The organism is Martelella alba (assembly GCF_006516955.1).
GTDB lineage: Bacteria > Pseudomonadota > Alphaproteobacteria > Rhizobiales > Rhizobiaceae > Martelella > Martelella alba.
Window position 1 is genome coordinate 1 of the sequence record NZ_VHLG01000019.1, and the last position, 17250, is coordinate 17250.

Sequence of the window (17250 nt, forward strand, 5' to 3'; positions counted from 1 at the left end):
CACTACAAAGCCACGGGCAAGGGCTGGCAGTCGCGGCTGAATGATGATTTGCGAAAGGCGGCTGGGCTGGGGTAACAGCTGCGCTGCGGGGTCCGGCCCATTGCAAGTCCTGAACCCCCGTTCAGAAGCGAAACCGGAATGCTTGAAGTCATGGTGCGGCTGGGTCGACGGCTATTCCGATCTTATTCTGCGGCTGATGGAAAACCTGGATGTGCCCCGCTAGGGCCTGATCGGCCCGTGGCCCCATATGTATCCGACCTGGGGCCGGCCCGGCCCGCAGATCGGCTTCCTGCAGGAATGCATGCGCTGGTGGCGGCACTGGCTGCTGGGCGAGGCGACCGGCATGATGAACGAGCCGATGCTGCGGCTGTGGGCTGGCCAAGACCCGCAACCGGATGCCGCATCAGGGCCACTCCATGCGGGCCGGATTTCAGTTCTCCCAGACCTATGAACGCGACAGCTGGAAGGTCGCAATCGCAACGGATACGCAGGTTTTCCGGGAAAATGGCAACAACATGAAAGACATGCCGAGCACGACCGGACCCGGCCAGTATGTTCGCCTCCGCGCCGAAATGGACTGCTATTTCGCCGTTTCCGCTTGCCCCAAGGATCTCATCATCATCAATGGCGAAGGCGGCGTTCCCCGTGACATCGAATTGCATGTCCGGCCCATAGGCAACATACCACCCAGGCCCAGATGACTTCGGGAGGGAAAATGTGGCGTTTGTAACTGATCGCCGGTTGGGGCATTCTCCTCGGCCACCCTGTCCCCAGTGCCCCGCCAAGCTGCCATCACTGAATGTAACATCACATTCCGCGTGTCTTTCGGCCATCAATCGAATTTTCGCAACGGAGCCCTTCTGGCAATGAAGGGGAAGCGGGGCTGCCATGCCTGGCTTCGCGCGCAATCGTCATGAGGCCTGCCGCGATGATCAGGAGGATACCGACCAGCATCGGAGTGTCCATTGTGTCGCCGAAGAAAAGGTAGCCGAACAGCACGGCCCAGAGCATCTGGCTATATTGGGTTGAAGCGATATAGGCCGCAGGCGCGTAGAAGGCGGCCTGCATCAGCAGGACATTGGCGGCCGCTGCCATCAACCCATAGCCTGCCAGCCAGAGCCACTCCGTTCGCGTCGGCATTTCAAATGTGAACAGCATCAGCGTGCCGCAGACGATGACAGCACCGAGAATGCCGGCGCCGAAGAGCGAAATCTTCTTTTCGGCGGCGTCGGCGGCGCGATATGTCACCACCGAAATTGCACCGCCAAGGCCGGCAAAGAGCGCACCGAAGTGACCGATCGATAATTCGCGGAAGCCGGGGCGCAGCACAATCAGCACGCCGATGAAGCCGATGATCACAGCCGCCCAGCGGCGGATGCCAACAGCTTCCTTCAGAAACAGGATCGACATGATGGTGACGAATGCCGGTTGCAGGAAGATCAGCGCAAAGGCTTCAGCCATGGAAAGATGGGTAAAGGCTGTGACGCTGCCGATCACACCGAGTGGATAGGCGCTGAACCGCAACATCCACAACGGACGGTTCGTAGTGCGCAGAATATCGACCCAGCGATCGCCTTTCTGCATCAGGAAAGGCAGAGCGAAAAGCGCAAAGACCCCACCGAAAAATGCAGTTTCATAGGGAGCGACCGCACCATGCAGGGCCTTGACGCTGGCATCGCTGAAGGAGAATGCGGTACAGGCTGCAAACCCCAGAAGAATGCCTTTGATTACGATATTGTCTTGGGACGCATGGCCTGCTGCCATGCCGTGTTTTGCAGAATGCATGATGGCGCACTCCGTTTTCTGAAATAATGGTCGAGGCGGAAGCGGCCACGCCAGGCAGGGGATGAGAGGCGTGGGCACGGACAGACGAAGCTGGCGTTTTGGATGTCAGGCCGGAGAGGCTGCGATAAGCCGTTCAGGGCAACTGCATCTTTGTCGGAAAATCCTTTGGCGAAAACAGCGAATTGTGCATCTGGTTGAGCGCGATCGCAACGGCGCCGACGACGGTCGCCCGTGAGCCGAGCGTGCTCACTTCAAGCTTGATCCGGCGGCGCGTCAAACGGGGCAGCTCTTCTTCGATCATGCCGAAAAGCAGCGGGTGCCGGCCGACATTGCCGCCAAGAAAGATCGTTTGCGGATCAATCATCGCGTCGACCGAAAGGATAAGCAAGGCTGCAAGGCGGGCAGTTTGGCGAATGGTGTCACGTGCTGCCGTGTGGCCGGCTTCTGCTTCTGCAAAAACATCCCGGACATTAAGCTGCTGGCCGCCAGCAGCGCGATAGCGGCTCATCAGACCGGCGGCACTGATAGCCGTTTCCAGAGCGCCGCGATCCAGGCTGTCATTGCTGTAGGGGTCCGACCCGAAGGGCAAATAGGAGATTTCGCCAGCAGCACCGCGTGCACCCTTGATCAGCTTGCCGTCAATCAGCATGCCAAGACCGATACCTGTGCCCAGCATTATGAAGGCGGCGTTGGAAATACCGGCGTTGACACCCTTCCAACTCTCTCCCAGCACGGCTGCATTGACGTCGTTTTCGATGATGACGGGGCAACCGATCGCCTGGGACAGCTCCTCAATCAGGTTGATACTGTCAGTGCCCGGCATGTTCGGCGCCATCAAAAGCGCGCCGGTTTCCGGCTCGATCACGCCGGGGGTGGCAACGGTGCCCAGAAACAGCTTTTCGAGCGGGACGGCTGAAGCCGAGACCACCTTCGAGACACAGGCATTCAGATGGTTGACGAGGTCCGCACCAGCCTTGCCGCCAACGGCAAACTCACCCTCTTCAATGATTGTGCCGGTGACGGAAACAATGGCGATGCGCAGCGTCGTCGCTCCGAGATCGATGCCGATGGCATAGCCGCCATCTTCTGCGACTTCATAAGTGACCGCACTTCGTCCGACTTTGCCTGAGATCATGCCATTGACCCGGACCCAGCCACTTTCCTCAAGCGCACGGATAACCTCTGACATGGTCTGTTTGGAAAGACCCGTCTTCTTTGCCAGTGCAGCTCTTGATGTCGGGCCCTCTTTCAGGAGAACCTCCATCGCCGCGCGTACGGAGATTTGACGGAGAACGGGCGGGGGCGTAGCGTGCGTCTGCATTCTGCTGATCTGGCTTTTCTAGATGATGGCGGTGCAGCCTTTGGGCGACACAAGATAATCTTGCGGGCAATTCTGTCACAGTTTGTGGCAGATGGCTAGTGTTCGACTGCCTGACGAACTAATAAGATACCCTAAAATTGATCGACCTTTCAGCTTTGATCGGTCAGTGCAGTGCTGTATCAAAGGGCCTGCGCGGTCGGAGGATCTGGTTGTTGCTGCCATATCACGATGGTTTTCCTTGCATTTTTGTACCTTGACGTGAATTCCAGATGGACTGAACCACGCCATTTCAGACCTCGGTTTTGCCTATGCGACGCATGGTCAGACCTTATCTGGCGTGAAAGAGACATGTGGAAATGCGTAAAGCACGCGCGCATCTTGGCTGATCGCTCGCCGCTTCGGAGCATGAATTGCAAACCGGAACGGGTTTTTAGGTTCGGCACCTTGACGAACTATAGGAAAGCTTGCAAATTGCGGGCTCGCTAATGATAACCATGGTCTGGCCTTTCGCCAGGAACAGAAGAGGGCGAATAATGGCAGAGCTCAACCTCAACAAAGTGGTCAAGGATTATGGCCACACGCGCGTCATCCACGGCGTCGAGCTGGACGTCAAAGACGGCGAATTTGTTGTTCTGGTAGGGCCTTCGGGTTGCGGCAAGTCGACGCTGCTGCGGATCATCGCGGGTCTTGAAGAGACCAGCGCGGGTGCCGTCCACATTGGCGGACAGGATGTTACGGCTCTGCCGCCCGGTGAGCGCGGCATTGCCATGGTGTTCCAGTCCTATGCCCTTTATCCGCATATGACGGTTCGGCAGAACCTCTCCTTTGGCCTTGAGAACGGTCCAATGTCGAAGGGAGATATTGCTACGCGTGTTGCCGATGCCGCCCGCATGCTGGAGATTGAGAACCTGCTTGAGCGTCGTCCGAAAGCGCTTTCCGGCGGTCAGCGCCAGCGTGTCGCCATTGGTCGGGCGATCGTGCGCGATCCCAAGGTCTTCCTGTTCGACGAGCCGCTGTCAAACCTTGACGCAGCGCTCAGGGTCCAGACCCGCGGTGAAATCAGCCGGCTGCACAAGCGCCTCGGTGCGACGATGATTTATGTGACCCATGATCAGATCGAAGCCATGACCATGGCAGATCGTATCGCGGTTCTCCATGGTGGGGTGCTCGAACAGTTCGGAGCGCCGCTCGAATTGTTCAACCATCCGGTCAACAAGTTTGTGGCAGGCTTTATCGGTTCGCCAAAGATGAATTTCTATGACGGCAAGATCCTTGAGGCAACGACGCAAAGCGTGACCCTGGACGTTCCCGGCTTTGGCGTGGTCTGCGCGCCGGTCGAGGGTTCTTCTGCAAGACCGGGCCAGACGGCAACGCTTGGCGTCAGACCCAATCACTTCCATGTCGTCGACCCCGCATCCAGCCGGCACAAGCTTGTTTCCTTCGAAGTGTCCTACACCGAAAGCGTTGGTACGGAGACCTATCTGTTTGGCCGCATTCAGGGCAATGAGGCGGATACCGTCCTTCATTTGCCTGATCACGTTCCGGCAGGCGAAGGCGATGTTCTGACCTTCGGTGTTGAGCCCGAACGCATGCATGTCTTCGATGCCGAGACAGAGCTGGCCTTCCGCAAGAACAAGGAGCCGAATTTCTTCAATAGCGGCGCCGCACAATGAGACGGGTAACACTTGAAACGGCGGCGGCGGCAGCCGTCGCGACAGCCAGTGCTATCATCGAACGCGTCAATCGCAAGCCCGATACTGTTCTCGGTCTGGCGACAGGCGCAACGATGGAGCCGGTTTATGCCGAGCTTATCAAGGCCTATCGCGACGGCGCCGTCAGTTTTTCCCGGGTGAAAAGCTTCAATCTCGATGAATATATCGGCTTGCCGCCCGAACATCCCGGCTCCTATCGGTCAACCATGAACGCGCTCCTGTTCGATCATGTCGACATCGCCAAGGCCAATACATACGTCCCGGATGGCATGGCGGATGACGAAGTCGCTGCGGCGGCAACCTATGAGAAAGCCATGCGTGCGGCAGGCGGTATCGATCTTCAGTTGCTCGGGATCGGCCGCAATGGCCATATCGGTTTCAACGAGCCGGGCTCGGCGCTCGACAGCCTCACGCGTCCGGTCAGGTTGCATGAATCGACACTGTCGGCCAATAGCGGCTTCTTTGCTGGCGCGCGCGTTCCTGAAATGGCAATTACGATGGGCATCGGCACTATTCTGCGTGCCCGGCAGATCGTTGTCCTGGCGACAGGTGCCGCCAAGGCGGATGCCGTTTCCAGCGCTTTCAGGCCGGGATTTTCGATCGACTGTCCCGCGTCCGCCCTCAATGAGCATGGAGATGCGATCTGGTATCTCGATTCGGCGGCTGCCCATTATGACAGGGCAGCCTGAGGGTTGGACTGAACCAGCGATTTCCAGGAGAATATAAAACGCCATCGGCCAGGAGACAGCCGGTGGCGTTTCAGTCTGCGGCAAGACTGGCCAGCGATCAGCTGGCCACCCTACCCTTCGCAAGGGCTGCTTCGATCCGGTCGCGATATTCAAGAATTGCGGCGGCATGCATGCCGGTCCAGCCCTGGAGCAGCGAACCGCGGCCAAAGGGAGGGGAGAAATATTCAACCGAGCCGATCCAGCCCTCTTCGAGCGAGGTTTGCCACCAGCGCAACATCGGGTAATCCCAGCCGTCCAGCCCGTATTGCAAGCGCTGTTCGGCGTAGAGCCCCGAGAGATAAGGCCAGTCGGAGCCGTTGTGATAGCGATAGGCAAATGCCGATTTTGATCGCGTGTCGGCGGGACGCTTGAAGGGAGGCCATGCGCACATCACACCCCAGTCGCCATAAGGCTGGGCGTCGTTGTTGCGGGTTTCCAGAAGCTCCTCGACCTTGGCGAGAACCGTTCTTGCCCGCTCTTTTGATATGGCTTCGAACCGCAGCAAGGTCAGGCTGTCGAGTGTCAGATGATCTTCGACGAAGTCGTCCTTCATGCCATAGTCAGCATACCAGCCGGACGGCAGCAGCAGTGCGTCATCAAGGGCAGCCCGGGCCGTTACGGCCGTTCTCTTTGCCCTTGAAGCCAGATCCGGATCGATGGTGTCGCCGGTTCTGGCAATCACGTCGAGTGCGCCGATCCACAGCCCGATGTCATAGGACACGTAGCCGTGTCGATAGACGTTGTCGGCCCAGTCGCGGTCATGATGGTGCGGTTTGACCGGCAGACCGTTGCCCTTAAGATCGAAGCCGCAATAGCGCTCATAGATGGTTTTGATCATCGGCCAGTGCTGCTTCAGCGGGGCATCATCACCCGTCACACGCACATAGTCTCCAATCGTCAGGATGAAGAAAAGCGGGCTGTCAAAATGATCGCTCCACCAGTCTGTCGGCCGCAAATGCTCTGCACTGTAAACGGGATCCTTGCTGCGGAACTTTTCCCATTCCTTTCCCTGTTCGGGGCCGGTAAGGATGACACCGCTCGGTGCTTCGCCATCGCTCTGGAAGCCTTTTGCCATGAGCGTTATTTCGTCGCGAACGGCATCGGGTTCGAGATGGAGGAGAGCCTGAAGGGTCCAGTAGCCATCGCGGTAATAGGTGCGTGTCGGTGCGCTGTAGGCATGGCCTGCCGCCAGGCCCAGAAAGCTGCCATCCTCGGCCTTGCGGATTGAGGACAGTGAGGCGTGGGCGCTTTGAATGGCCATTGAGCGCATCAGCGCGGGGGCTGCGGGAAGAAGGTCGCAACGCGCAATGTGGGCTTCACATTCGCTGATGATATCGGCAGCGGAAAGTGTAAGGCCGCGTTCGGCCTCTGCCGGGCTTGCGCCTGCAGCAATGATGATATCGCCATTGGGACGGGTTTCGGCAATGACAAGTCCCCAGGGCGTCCGGGCGATTTTGCGACTTTTGCCTTCGCGGGCGATTTTTTCCGGCTCTGTCAGGCTTCCCCACCATGCGCATCGTCTCGCCGGTCGCATGGATTTGAGCTGAATACCGCGCAAGAGCAGCGCTGGCTGGCTCTGGGCAATGTAAAGGCCGCAGCCTTTGCCGGTGACCCGGTTTGGGGCATAGGTGAGTTCGCCCTTAAGGGGGCTGGTAAACAGGTTGGCGATCCGGCCGCAGCCCCAAAGCGAGATTTCAAGCCGGCCCTCGGGATAGAAATCACCCTGAATGCGGGGCGCCATGAAGGCGAGCTGGAGGCCCTTGCTGCTGGCAACCTGGCCGTCACTAAGCGGCCAGGCCATGGCCTTTGTGGAATTGGGCATGATGAGACTCCTTCCGCGGCAATTTTGCCTTCCGGCCTTAATTCTGATTTTCGTTCGACAGCTTGGCGGCAAACATCAATGCTCCCATGAGGCCTGCCTCGGCACCAAAGAGACTGGGCTCAATCCGGCAGGGGAAAGGCAGCAGCGGGCCAACACTCTTGATGAGGTAAGATATGAATCGCGGGTGCGAGCCGATCCCCCCACCAATGACGGTGACCGCGGGATCGACCAGCGCATGTATGGATGCGATGCCTGTCGCTGCATCAGCGGCAATGGCCGCGATCGCGGCTTGGCTTGGCGCGTCGCCAGCCTCAGCCCGCGCAAACAGGTCAGCTACCGTTTCGTCCGGCTTCAGGAAGCGCCGTTTGATACCGGCCGTGCCGACCGCATCTTCATAGAGACCGTTTTCTGAATGGGGGGCATCGCGATGCGGTTCGGCCCCCACCGGAACATAGCCGATTTCACCGGCGCGGCCTTCTGCGCCGCGTATCAGCTTTCCGTCAATGACCAGCCCCATTCCGACGCCGGTTCCGAAGGAAACAAAGGCTAGCGATTCCAGATCTTTTCCAACACCCGCCTTTGCTTCGCCAAAGGCAGAAAGGTTGACGTCATTTTCAACGGCAACCGGGGCGTTGAGCTCTGCACGGACAAGGGTTGCGAGCGGCTGGTCTTGGGGCAAGGCAAGGTTGGGAGAGAGAGAAGCCAGTCCCGTTTGCGGCGAAACAACGCCCGGAACGCCAATGACAAGTTGGCTAAGAGCATCATCGGCAACGCCGCATTCCGACATCAACTGGCAGACAAGTGTGGCTATCTGCTGGATAACGCGGCCATTGCCTCCGTGAAGGGTCGGCTCCGAGCGACGGACCATCAACCGGCCAGTGCTGTCGGCGATACCCGCAAGGAGCTTGGTTCCACCCAGGTCAACGCCAGCGACAAAAGGGCCGCGCGCAGCTTTTGTTGGCTGGGTTGCCACGTCTGCTGCTGAATGGCTGTTGTCGGTGAGGCTTTCAAGAGACACGCGGTATTCCCTTATTTTGTTCGTTATGTTGACGAATTATTATGCAGCCAATTTCGGCCTGTCAAGCGATCCGCAGTCAGCCAGCTTCATGGTAGAGAGATCGAGGCGTATTGATATACCTCATCTAAATATATGAAATATATAGAACTAATTCGAATATTGAAGATTTTTGACAGGAGCGACAATGGAGGTGCGGTGCATGGCTTCCGGGCTGTTGCAACAGTTGATCGACAAGAGAGCGTGAATTTTTGTTTCGCCGCTTGACAAAATCTTCCACGTCGCACCATACTTCGTCAGGTTGCCGAACAAATGGAGCAATCTTCTAACCGGAGCACCCGACCGATGACGAGGTCGCATGTAATGGATGAACTGGCTGTACGTGTGGAAGGCTTTTTGCCGATATGTCTGCATGATGCGTGCGCCTTTGTTGATCGGGCCTGCACGCAAGCGCGTTCACGCGCCGGTTCGCGCAGCTTGTCCGCCTGCGGCGACGGAGATGGCTGAAAATGCGTCACATGGTGTGGCGCCACTCCCAATAATAACCAAAACCTGGTCCAGAGAAGGAAAGTAATTCATGAGAAAACGCTATTTTGGCCCTTTGATGGCCGCCGCTATGCTGGCAGCAACTGCTGCTCATGCGTCCGAGCTCAAATTGATGTGGTATATGAGTGCCACGGATGAAGAGCCGCTCATTAAAGAGATGCTGGCTGATTATACCAAGATGCATCCCGACACCACTTTCAACCTGCAGATCGTCCCCTATGACGATATTGACAGCCGCTTTGCCCAGCTGGCCGCTGCGGGTGAACTTCCCGACATTTCCAAAACCTCATCAATGCGGCCGTTCCTGCGTCCCTACCTGATGGACCTGTCGGCAGCCTATGGCGATGATTATCTCGACAATTTCATCAAGGGATGGGCCGATGGCGCGCGGTTTGAGGGCAAGGCCATTGCCGCGCCGCTTTCGGTGTCTGCAACAGGCATGCTGATCAACAAGGGCGCTTTCGACAAGGCCGGTGTGGCAATTCCGGATCTGGCAACAGGCTGGACCTGGGATGAGTTCCTGACCAAAATCAACGAAGTCGCCAAGCAGGCCCATATTCGCTATCCGCTGGTCTATGATGTGTCGCAGAGCCGCTGGCTGACCTACGAATTTGAATATGGCAATCACATCTATTCGGAACAGCCGCCCTACAAGGTTGTCTTCGATCACGACAAGGCGACGGATGTGCTGCAGAAGTTCATTGACATGGCCAATAATGACATGCCTCCGGGTCTGTGGTCCGGGTCAAGCTCTGACAACCCGAAACAGATCTTCATGTCGGGACAGGCCGTTGCCTGGATGTCGGGCAACTGGAACGTCGCGCCATTGTCGCAGCAGGACCGCGTTGACTGGATTGCCGGTCCGACGCCTTACGGCACGGTCAAGTCCAGCATGATCGGTGGCGACTATATTGTTGGCTTCAACACGACCAAGCATGCTGATGAAGTGGCGGATTTCATCAAGTGGATGACCACGGATCCTGACGCTCAGTCCAAATATGCCAAGGCAATGATGGTGATCCCGGCCAACCTCAACGTGCCGCCGGTCGACTACGGCAACAAGGCCGCTTCCGACGCCCAGGATCGCTTCAAGCACGAACTGGCCGAAAGCCCGACCTATGCCGCGACCGATCAGGCCAACCCTGCGATGCAATATGTCTGGGGACCGATGAAAAATGCTCTTCTGCAGGCAACGACGGGCGAGATTACGCCCAGCGATGCGATCGATCAGATCATCAAGGCTGCCAATGAATCGCTAGCGGAACAGGCAAAGTGAGCGTCATCGAAACAGAAAAGACCGAGGAAGGTCTTATGGTGCCGGGGATTTCCCCGACACCAACCCGGAACACGCCTTTGACGAAGCGGGTCTTTCCCTATCTTCTTCTGGCGCCGACGTTGATTCTTCTCTTGATCTTCAGCGTCTATCCGCTGCTTCAGGGCTTGTGGATGTCCCTGTTCAAGCGCGGTATTGTCGTGGTGGACCGTTCCCCCGCGACCTGGCCGAAATTCGTCGGACTCGACAATTTCGCCACCATTTTTCAGGATCCCGAGTTTTATTCGACCATGGCCAAGACGGTCGGCTTTGTCGTCGTGGCCGTGCCACTGGTTACCGCCTGCTCTTTGGCACTTGCATTGCTGCTGAAGCCGCGTTTTCTCGGATCCAGTGCAATGCGCGCAATTGCCTTCTTCCCCTCGATGATCAGTCTTCTGATTATCGGTGTTGTCTGGAAGTGGCTGTTCGGGCTGAATTCCGGTCTGGTGAACTATCTGCTTTCTCTGATCAATATCGCACCCGTTCCATGGCTCAACAATGGCTTGATGGCGCAGTTCGCCGTCGTCATCGTCTGGGTCTGGGCCGGCGCCGGCTTCTATATGATGCTGTTCATCACCGGGCTGACGACGATTTCAGAAGACCTCTATGAGGCCGCGCGTGTCGATGGTACGTCGGAATGGCGCATGTTCTGGCGCATTACGTTGCCGCTTCTGAAGCCGACGCTTTCGCTGGTGATTATTCTGTCATCGGTCGAGGCATTCAAGGTTTACGAACTCGTGGTCTCGCTTACGGGCGGTGGACCGGGGCGTTCAACCGTCTATCTGATCCAGACCATCTATGAAACCGCCTTCACCAAGGCAAACCAGGCCGGTATTGCCGCTGCGGAATCTGCTGTCCTGTTTGTCATCCTTCTGGTGTTGACTGGTACGCAGCTGAGACTGAGCAAGGAGCGCACATGAGAACGGCAAAATCCAAAGTCTGGCGTATTGCCCGCCTGCCGGTTCTGGCGCTGGTTTTCATTCTCTTCATCGGTCCGCCGCTGTGGCTTTTGGCCAGTGCCCTGAAGGATCCCTACGATATCTTTGCCTGGCCACCGCAGATCCTGCCTTCACCGGCTACGCTGGTGAACTTTCAGGAGGCTATTGATCAGGCAGGCTTCGGGATATTTTTCCGCAATTCGTTTTTTGTCGCGACTGTGTCGGCGGCGATCTCGGTGGTCATCAGCCTCATGGCCGGCTATGCGCTGGCAAAGTTCCGCTTTCGCGGTGAAACAGTGCTGTTTCTCCTGATCATGTCGGCGCTGATGATCCCGCTGCAGATCATTCTGATCCCGATCTTCATCATCCTGAAGGAGCTGCATCTTCTGAACACGCTCTGGGGCTGTATCCTTGCGCCCGCGGCAACACCGAGTGGTGTGTTCATCATGCGCCAGTATATTCGTTCGATCCCCGACAGCCTGCTTGAAGCGGCGCGGATCGACGGTACTTCGGAGTGGCGGATTCTGTTCCGGATCATCGTGCCGCTGTCGGTTCCGGCATTGGCCGCACTCGCGGCGTTTAATTTCGTCTGGCGCTGGAATGACTATCTCTGGCCCTATCTGATCATCACGGATCAGTCAAAATGGACGGTGCAGCTGGCGCTCGCCAACAATGTGGGCCAGTGGGATATCAACTGGCCGCGTCTTCTCGCCATGTCGGTTCTCTCGGCCATTCCGACGCTGGTGATCTTCCTCGGTGCGCAGCGCTTCTTCATGAACGGCCTCCTGGCCGGCGCAACCAAGGAATAATCTGCTTAAGATCCGGCCGCTGCGCGCGCCGGATCGCCTGCCTCTATTATCCCATTCAAAGCGATTGAGATTGGAACCTGCCTTGCTCGGAACCTGCTACTATCCCGAACACTGGCCTGAAAGCATGTGGGCCGGTGATGCCCGCAAAATGCGTGAGATGGGGATCGAGGTCGTTCGGATTGCCGAGTTCGCCTGGGCTGACCTGGAAACCGCGCCGGGCGTCTTTGCCTTTGAATGGCTGGATCGCGCGATCGCCACGCTTCGCAGCGAAGGGCTCAAGATCGTGCTGGGAACGCCGACGGCTGCGCCGCCGCGCTGGCTGATCGATCTTCATCCGGAAATTCTGCCGATCGACCGAGATGGCAATCCGCGCCGCTTCGGCTCGCGCCGTCACTACACCCTGGCAGCGCCCGCCTTCATTGCCGCAAGCGAGCGTATTACCCGTGCGCTTGCGCAGCGTTACGGGGCGGCGGAGGGCGTGATCGGCTGGCAGATCGATAATGAATTCGGTTGTGACGACACGATCTTTTCCTGGGGACCGCTTGACCGCGCCGACTTCCAGCGCTGGCTTCAACAGCGCTACGGCAAAATCGAGGCGCTGAATGCGGCCTGGGGCAATCATTTCTGGTCGATGCGACTGCAAGGTTTCGATCAGGTGGAACTGCCGGTCAGAACCGTCTGCGATATCAATCCAGCGGCTGAAATCGACTTCATGCGCTGCCGCTCGGACCTCTTCAATGCCTATTTCCGCGATTGTGCGCAGATCATCCGCGCCGCTGCGCCCTGTCATTTCGTAACCCATAATTTCATGGGCTTTTCCCATACATTCGATCATTTCGAAATGGGGCAGGCCATGGATCTGGCGAGCTGGGATTCCTATCCTCTCGGGCGGGTCGACAGCCTGCCGTTTGGCGACGATGAAAAGCAGCGCTGGGCCAATACCGGCCATCCGGATGTTTCTGGCATGCAGCATGATCTGTACCGCAGCGTCGGCAATGGCCGGTTCTGGATCATGGAACAGCAGCCAGGCCCGGTAAACTGGGCGCGCTGGAATTCCGTTCCCGAGCGCGGCATGGTACGGCTCTGGACGCTGGAGGCCTATGCACATGGTGCCGAGGCGGTTGTCTATTTCCGCTGGCGCCAGCTACCGCAGGCTCAGGAGCAGATGCATGCCGGCCTGATGCGCCCGGACGACGTGGTCTCCGCTGGCGGCCTTGAGGCCGCCCGTGTCGCCGCCGAGTTGAAGACGCTTGGCCCCTTGCCGCCGACAAGGCAGGCGCCGGTCGCCATGATCTTCGATTATCGCGCTGCCTGGGTGACGCAGTTTCAGCCTCAGGGGCAGGATTTTGATTACCGGATGCTGACGCTCCGCTGGTACGAGGCGGCGCGGCGGCTGGGCGTCGATGTCGACATCATTGCCCCCGGAACGGCGCTTGACGGCTATTCTGTCGTGCTTGCCCCATGCCTGCCGATCATCGATGAGGCCACTTCTGAGGCATTGCAGCAGGCCACGGGCCTTGTCATTCTCGGACCGCGCAGCGGTTCCAAGACCGATGACTTTGCCATCCCCTCCGGGCTTCCGCCGGGAGAACTGATCCAGGCCGTCTTGCCGGTCAAGGTGAGCGAGGTTGCGTCTATGAGACCGGGCCTTGAAGCCAGCGTTGACGGCGCTGTGCGCGGTACCGCCAGTCACTGGCGGGAATGGCTGGAGACGAAGCTGGAGCCGCTGGCGAGGTTTTCCGATGGAACCGCAGCGCTGGTGGCCGAAGGCCATCTCCACTATCTCGCCTGCTGGCCGGAGGCCGGCCTCCTCGAAAGTCTTTATCGCTATTGCTTCGGCAAGGCCGGTATTGCGACGATGGACCTGCCGGAGCATGTGCGCATCCGCCGGCGCGGCGATCTGGTCTTTGCCTTCAATTATGGCCCGGAGCCATGGAATGCGCCGGTGGAACAGAGCCGGATGCTGCTCGGAGATCAGAAGATCGCGGCTTGGGACTGTGCCTGCTGGCGCACCTCCTGACGGCGGAGCTTTCATGTTTTGATGTCCACGCGATATGCGTGGCAAGAACCGGCTGTTGCCGGAAGATGGAATTCAACGGATGACAAAAACGAAAATAACCAGGGCGCCGGGCGGCGACACCTTATCCTTGCAAGAGGCACTGGATCATGCGGCCGCACAGGGCGCGCAGCTGGTTCTGACGGAAGGCGTTCACGACTGCGGCGCATTGGTGCTGCGCTCAGGGCTCGATCTTGAGCTTGCGGCGGGCGCTGTTTTACGGTTTTCACCGGATATCGATGCCTATAGCGGCAATCGCACCGATGTGATCGCGGAAGATTCCTTTGTTTCGTTGATGATGGCCCAGCATGTGTCAGATATCCGCATTGGCGGGCAGGGACGGATCGAAGCGCCCGGAAAAAACTTCATCGCCGGTCGGGCGGACGGTATGGGAACGCATATTCCGGCCAGATATCGTCCACGTGTGCTCGTTATTCAAAACTGTGAGAATATTACCCTTGAAGGGCTGACGGTTCACAATTCGCCAATGTGGACGCTCCACATGATCGCCAGCCGCAATGTAAAGATTGACGGCGTGACGGTCGATAACGACCGGGAAATGCCGAATACGGACGGCGTGGTCATTGATGCCTGCCAGAATGTCCGGGTCGTCAATTGTCACATCGCCACGGCAGATGATGGGGTCGTACTCAAGACCAGCCGTCTGGCCGATGGCTCGGCGGCCGGGATCTGCCGGGATATCCTTGTCGAGAACTGCCATGTCGAAAGCTTCAGCTGTGCGCTGAAGATCGGCACGGAAAGCCGTGGCGATTTTGAAAACATCATTTTCAGCGATTGCGTGATCGAAAATTCCAACCGGGCGATCGGCATTTTTTCGCGCGACGGCGGCGCGGTGCGCAATTTCATCGCCCGGCGGATCCGCGTTGATGCCCGACAGACCCCTGACGGCTATTGGGGATCGGGCGAGGCGATCACGGTCAATGTCGTCGACCGGCGTGCTTCGGAACCGGCTGGCGCGATCGAAAATGCCGTTTTCGAAGATATCGAAGGCACGATGGAAGGCGCCATCAACATTGTCGCCGATGGCGCGGCAGGCATTCACAATCTGCGGCTCTCACGCATCAGGATCGAACAGCGTCAGGGCACATACAAAGGGATCAGTTACGACATGCGCCCGACGCGGTTTGATCTGGCCCCTGCGGCGACGGCTGACGGAAGGGCCAATGCCTATGTCAAGGATGAAGCCGGCAATGTGATTGGCCTCGTGGCCTATCCCGGCGGCATGCCTGCGCTCTATGTCTCGCGCGCTCCTGACCTCAGCCTGGAGGACGTCTCCTTCCTGCGTCCCAGTGTTTTGCCGGAAGGCTGGAACGCGCAGGAAATCGTCATTGAGGATGCTCAAACCATTTGGTCCTGACGGCCTTTGTTCGAATGCCGTGATCCTTCCTTGCAGGAGACCAAAAGAAGGGATGTGCTAGCGTCAGGCCGCCATTCCGGAGGCCGAAGCTGCCCCCGTCACTCAACGCGATGAGCAACGCTTCACATTGCTCAACGCGCATTCGCAGTCTTGGAGGACCTACAGCATCGTGCTTTGCGCATACCAATGGATGCACGGCGCTTTAACCGACTCACTTCCGCATGAAAACTAACACTTTCGGTTCAAATGCAAAATTCGGTCCATGCTGAGATGACAACACTTGACTACATATATGGACAAGTCATAGTGGCGGACATGTATCTTGGAATCGACATCGGCACATCCGTCATCAAGGCGGCACTCTTTGACGCACAGGGGCATCAGCAGGCTGAAGCGAGCGAGCGCATGTCGCTGCTGCAAGCGCCACTCGGCTGGTCGGAACTCGACGGCGAGGCGACCTGGGAGACAACCGTCAGGGTTATCCGCAGCCTGCTGCAGCAAGCGGCCATTGCACCGGCCTCCATCAGGGGCATCGGCGTTACCGGCGTCATGGTCGGTGTCTGGGCGCTGGATGAAACCGACCGGCTGCTGCGTCCGCCGATCCTGTGGAACGACGCCCGCGCTCAGGCTTTGGTCGATGCGATGGTCAGTCGCAGACCGGACCTGATTTCTTCCGTCTTCAGCCATTCCGGTTCGGTGATGCAGCTTGGCTGCACCTTGCCGGTGATCGCCTGGCTTGCCGAAAACGAGCCCGATGTGCTCGCAAAGGCCCGCCATATCCTGACGGCCAAGGACTTTGTCCGCTACCGGCTGACCGGCGCGATTGCCACCGATGAATCCGAAGCGGCCATGGCGCCGGGCTCGGCCGTTACGCGGGATTTTCATCCTGACCAGGCCGCACTTCTCGGCATTGGGGACCATGTCCACCTGCTTGCCCCCGTGGCACGCGGCGAGACGCTTGCCGGCGCGGTAAGTGCGTCTGCAGCCAGTCAGACCGGCCTTGTCGCCGGCACGCCTGTTGCCATCGGCACGGGCGATACCAGCGCCTGCGTTCTGGGGGCCGGAGCCCACAGGCCGGGACAGGCCGTTTCCGTGCTCGGCACCACCTGTCTCAACGGCGTGCTTTTCGACCGGGCCGTTTATAAACCGCGCGACCTCGGCCTTCTGTTCATCGTGCCGGGAAAGCGCTGGATGAAGTCGATGGTCAATGTCGCGGGTACGACCGTGCTCGACTGGTGTCTTGAAACGCTTTGCCCGGACATCGCCGCTGGCCATTCCCCTTATGAAACCCTTGGCGCACTTGCAGAACAAAGCCCCGCAGGCGCCAATGGTGTCTCGTTCACCCCCTATCTCTCGGCTTCCGGCGTCATCGCGCCGCGCATCGAGCCGAAGGCCCGGGCGGGTTTCCATGGTCTTGCCCCCCATCACCGGCGCGCCGATATGGTCCGCGCCGTCTATGAAGGGCTGGCCTATGCGATCCGCGACTGTTTTGAAGCCGTCGGCGGCGCCAGGACCTCCATTCGCCTTGTCGGCGGCGGCGCGCGCAGCCCATTCTGGTCGCAGATGATTGCCGATGTCACAGGCGTGCCGGTCGAAGTGCCGGCGGGAACGCAGTTCGGTGCCAAGGGCGCAGCACTGTGCGCCGCCGTTGCCATCGGTGATTACGCCTCTCTGGATGAGGCCTGCGAAGCGACCTTCACGCTGAAAGCCCGGTTTGAGCCCTCATCAGCGACCAAGCCCGCCTATGATGCTGGCTTTGCCCGGTTCAAGGCAGGCAGCAAAGCCGCCCTCGGCATATTGAGGGCTGTGGCTGACTAACAGCGAAACA

The 17250-nt window shown here is 58.6% G+C and carries 14 protein-coding genes; 10 read left to right on the plus strand and 4 right to left on the minus strand.

Translation table 11 applies throughout. The annotated features are described in order from the left end of the window. Together FJU08_RS20495 and FJU08_RS20505 are read left to right on the plus strand one after the other, a co-directional pair. A partial coding sequence (locus FJU08_RS20495) for a BrnA antitoxin family protein (protein WP_141150973.1) occupies nt 1–75 on the plus strand: 75 nt, incomplete at its 5' end. A 341-nt stretch (nt 76–416) separates the two neighbouring features. Further along, nucleotides 417–701: a hypothetical protein gene (locus FJU08_RS20505; protein WP_141150926.1), complete on the plus strand. Its 285-nt coding sequence runs from the start codon at nt 417–419 to the stop codon at nt 699–701. Nucleotides 702–807: 106 nt separating this feature from the next. Here the strand turns inward: FJU08_RS20505 and FJU08_RS20510 are convergent, their stop codons facing one another. Together FJU08_RS20510 and FJU08_RS20515 are read right to left on the minus strand one after the other, a co-directional pair. Then, nucleotides 808–1785, minus strand: a complete 978-nt coding sequence (locus tag FJU08_RS20510) for a DMT family transporter (RefSeq protein WP_235890878.1) — start codon at nt 1783–1785, stop codon at nt 808–810. Between the two features lie 133 nt (nt 1786–1918). Next, nucleotides 1919–3106, minus strand: coding sequence for an ROK family transcriptional regulator (locus FJU08_RS20515; RefSeq protein ID WP_141150927.1), 1188 nt, complete (start codon nt 3104–3106; stop codon nt 1919–1921). A gap of 533 nt (nt 3107–3639) precedes the next feature. Between FJU08_RS20515 and FJU08_RS20520 the strand changes: the two genes are divergently transcribed. Then, complete coding sequence (locus FJU08_RS20520; protein ID WP_141150928.1) at nt 3640–4779, plus strand: ABC transporter ATP-binding protein; 1140 nt, start codon at nt 3640–3642, stop codon at nt 4777–4779. Then, nucleotides 4776–5507 carry a glucosamine-6-phosphate deaminase gene (nagB, locus tag FJU08_RS20525; RefSeq protein WP_141150929.1) on the plus strand — a complete coding sequence of 244 codons (732 nt, stop codon included), beginning with the start codon at nt 4776–4778 and terminating at the stop codon, nt 5505–5507. The genes FJU08_RS20520 and nagB overlap by 4 nt, the downstream gene beginning before the upstream one ends. Before the next feature lie 97 nt (nt 5508–5604). On the opposite strand, the gene FJU08_RS20530 is transcribed toward nagB, so the two are convergent. Together FJU08_RS20530 and FJU08_RS20535 are read right to left on the minus strand one after the other, a co-directional pair. After that, on the minus strand, nt 5605–7368 hold the full coding sequence (locus tag FJU08_RS20530; RefSeq protein WP_407943731.1) for an amylo-alpha-1,6-glucosidase: 1764 nt from the start codon (nt 7366–7368) through the stop codon (nt 5605–5607). A gap of 37 nt (nt 7369–7405) precedes the next feature. Further along, nucleotides 7406–8386 (minus strand): ROK family protein, encoded by a 981-nt coding sequence (locus tag FJU08_RS20535; RefSeq protein ID WP_235890880.1) that lies wholly within the window; start codon nt 8384–8386, stop codon nt 7406–7408. 574 nt (nt 8387–8960) lie between these two features. Between FJU08_RS20535 and FJU08_RS20540 the strand changes: the two genes are divergently transcribed. The 6 genes from FJU08_RS20540 (at nt 8961) to FJU08_RS20565 (ending at nt 17240) form a co-directional block, all read left to right on the plus strand. After that, the gene (locus FJU08_RS20540; protein ID WP_141150930.1) at nt 8961–10205 is read left to right on the plus strand and encodes an extracellular solute-binding protein; all 1245 of its coding nucleotides are present in this window, start codon (nt 8961–8963) and stop codon (nt 10203–10205) included. Next, the gene (locus FJU08_RS20545; RefSeq protein ID WP_235890882.1) at nt 10202–11161 is read left to right on the plus strand and encodes a carbohydrate ABC transporter permease; all 960 of its coding nucleotides are present in this window, start codon (nt 10202–10204) and stop codon (nt 11159–11161) included. Before FJU08_RS20540 ends, FJU08_RS20545 begins: the two co-directional genes overlap by 4 nt. Further along, nucleotides 11158–11988 carry a carbohydrate ABC transporter permease gene (locus FJU08_RS20550; RefSeq protein ID WP_141150931.1) on the plus strand — a complete coding sequence of 277 codons (831 nt, stop codon included), beginning with the start codon at nt 11158–11160 and terminating at the stop codon, nt 11986–11988. Before FJU08_RS20545 ends, FJU08_RS20550 begins: the two co-directional genes overlap by 4 nt. An 82-nt stretch (nt 11989–12070) precedes the next feature. Beyond that, nucleotides 12071–14008: a beta-galactosidase gene (locus FJU08_RS20555; protein WP_141150978.1), complete on the plus strand. Its 1938-nt coding sequence runs from the start codon at nt 12071–12073 to the stop codon at nt 14006–14008. Nucleotides 14009–14087: 79 nt separating this feature from the next. Then, nucleotides 14088–15422 carry a polygalacturonase PglB gene (pglB, locus tag FJU08_RS20560; RefSeq protein ID WP_141150932.1) on the plus strand — a complete coding sequence of 445 codons (1335 nt, stop codon included), beginning with the start codon at nt 14088–14090 and terminating at the stop codon, nt 15420–15422. A gap of 315 nt (nt 15423–15737) precedes the next feature. Continuing rightward, nucleotides 15738–17240: an FGGY-family carbohydrate kinase gene (locus FJU08_RS20565; RefSeq protein WP_181409960.1), complete on the plus strand. Its 1503-nt coding sequence runs from the start codon at nt 15738–15740 to the stop codon at nt 17238–17240. The last annotated feature ends 10 nt before the right edge of the window (nt 17241–17250 follow it).

Bases quoted from the DNA above. Each gene is read 5' to 3' on its own strand.
- FJU08_RS20505 (WP_141150926.1), top strand. From the start codon at position 417: ATGCGGGCCGGATTTCAGTTCTCCCAGACCTATGAACGCGACAGCTGG.
- FJU08_RS20510 (WP_235890878.1), bottom strand. From the start codon at position 1,785: ATGCATTCTGCAAAACACGGCATGGCAGCAGGCCATGCGTCCCAAGAC.
- FJU08_RS20515 (WP_141150927.1), bottom strand. From the start codon at position 3,106: ATGCAGACGCACGCTACGCCCCCGCCCGTTCTCCGTCAAATCTCCGTA.
- FJU08_RS20520 (WP_141150928.1), top strand. From the start codon at position 3,640: ATGGCAGAGCTCAACCTCAACAAAGTGGTCAAGGATTATGGCCACACG.
- nagB (WP_141150929.1), top strand. From the start codon at position 4,776: ATGAGACGGGTAACACTTGAAACGGCGGCGGCGGCAGCCGTCGCGACA.
- FJU08_RS20530 (WP_407943731.1), bottom strand. From the start codon at position 7,368: ATGCCCAATTCCACAAAGGCCATGGCCTGGCCGCTTAGTGACGGCCAG.
- FJU08_RS20540 (WP_141150930.1), top strand. From the start codon at position 8,961: ATGAGAAAACGCTATTTTGGCCCTTTGATGGCCGCCGCTATGCTGGCA.
- FJU08_RS20550 (WP_141150931.1), top strand. From the start codon at position 11,158: ATGAGAACGGCAAAATCCAAAGTCTGGCGTATTGCCCGCCTGCCGGTT.
- pglB (WP_141150932.1), top strand. From the start codon at position 14,088: ATGACAAAAACGAAAATAACCAGGGCGCCGGGCGGCGACACCTTATCC.
- FJU08_RS20565 (WP_181409960.1), top strand. From the start codon at position 15,738: ATGTATCTTGGAATCGACATCGGCACATCCGTCATCAAGGCGGCACTC.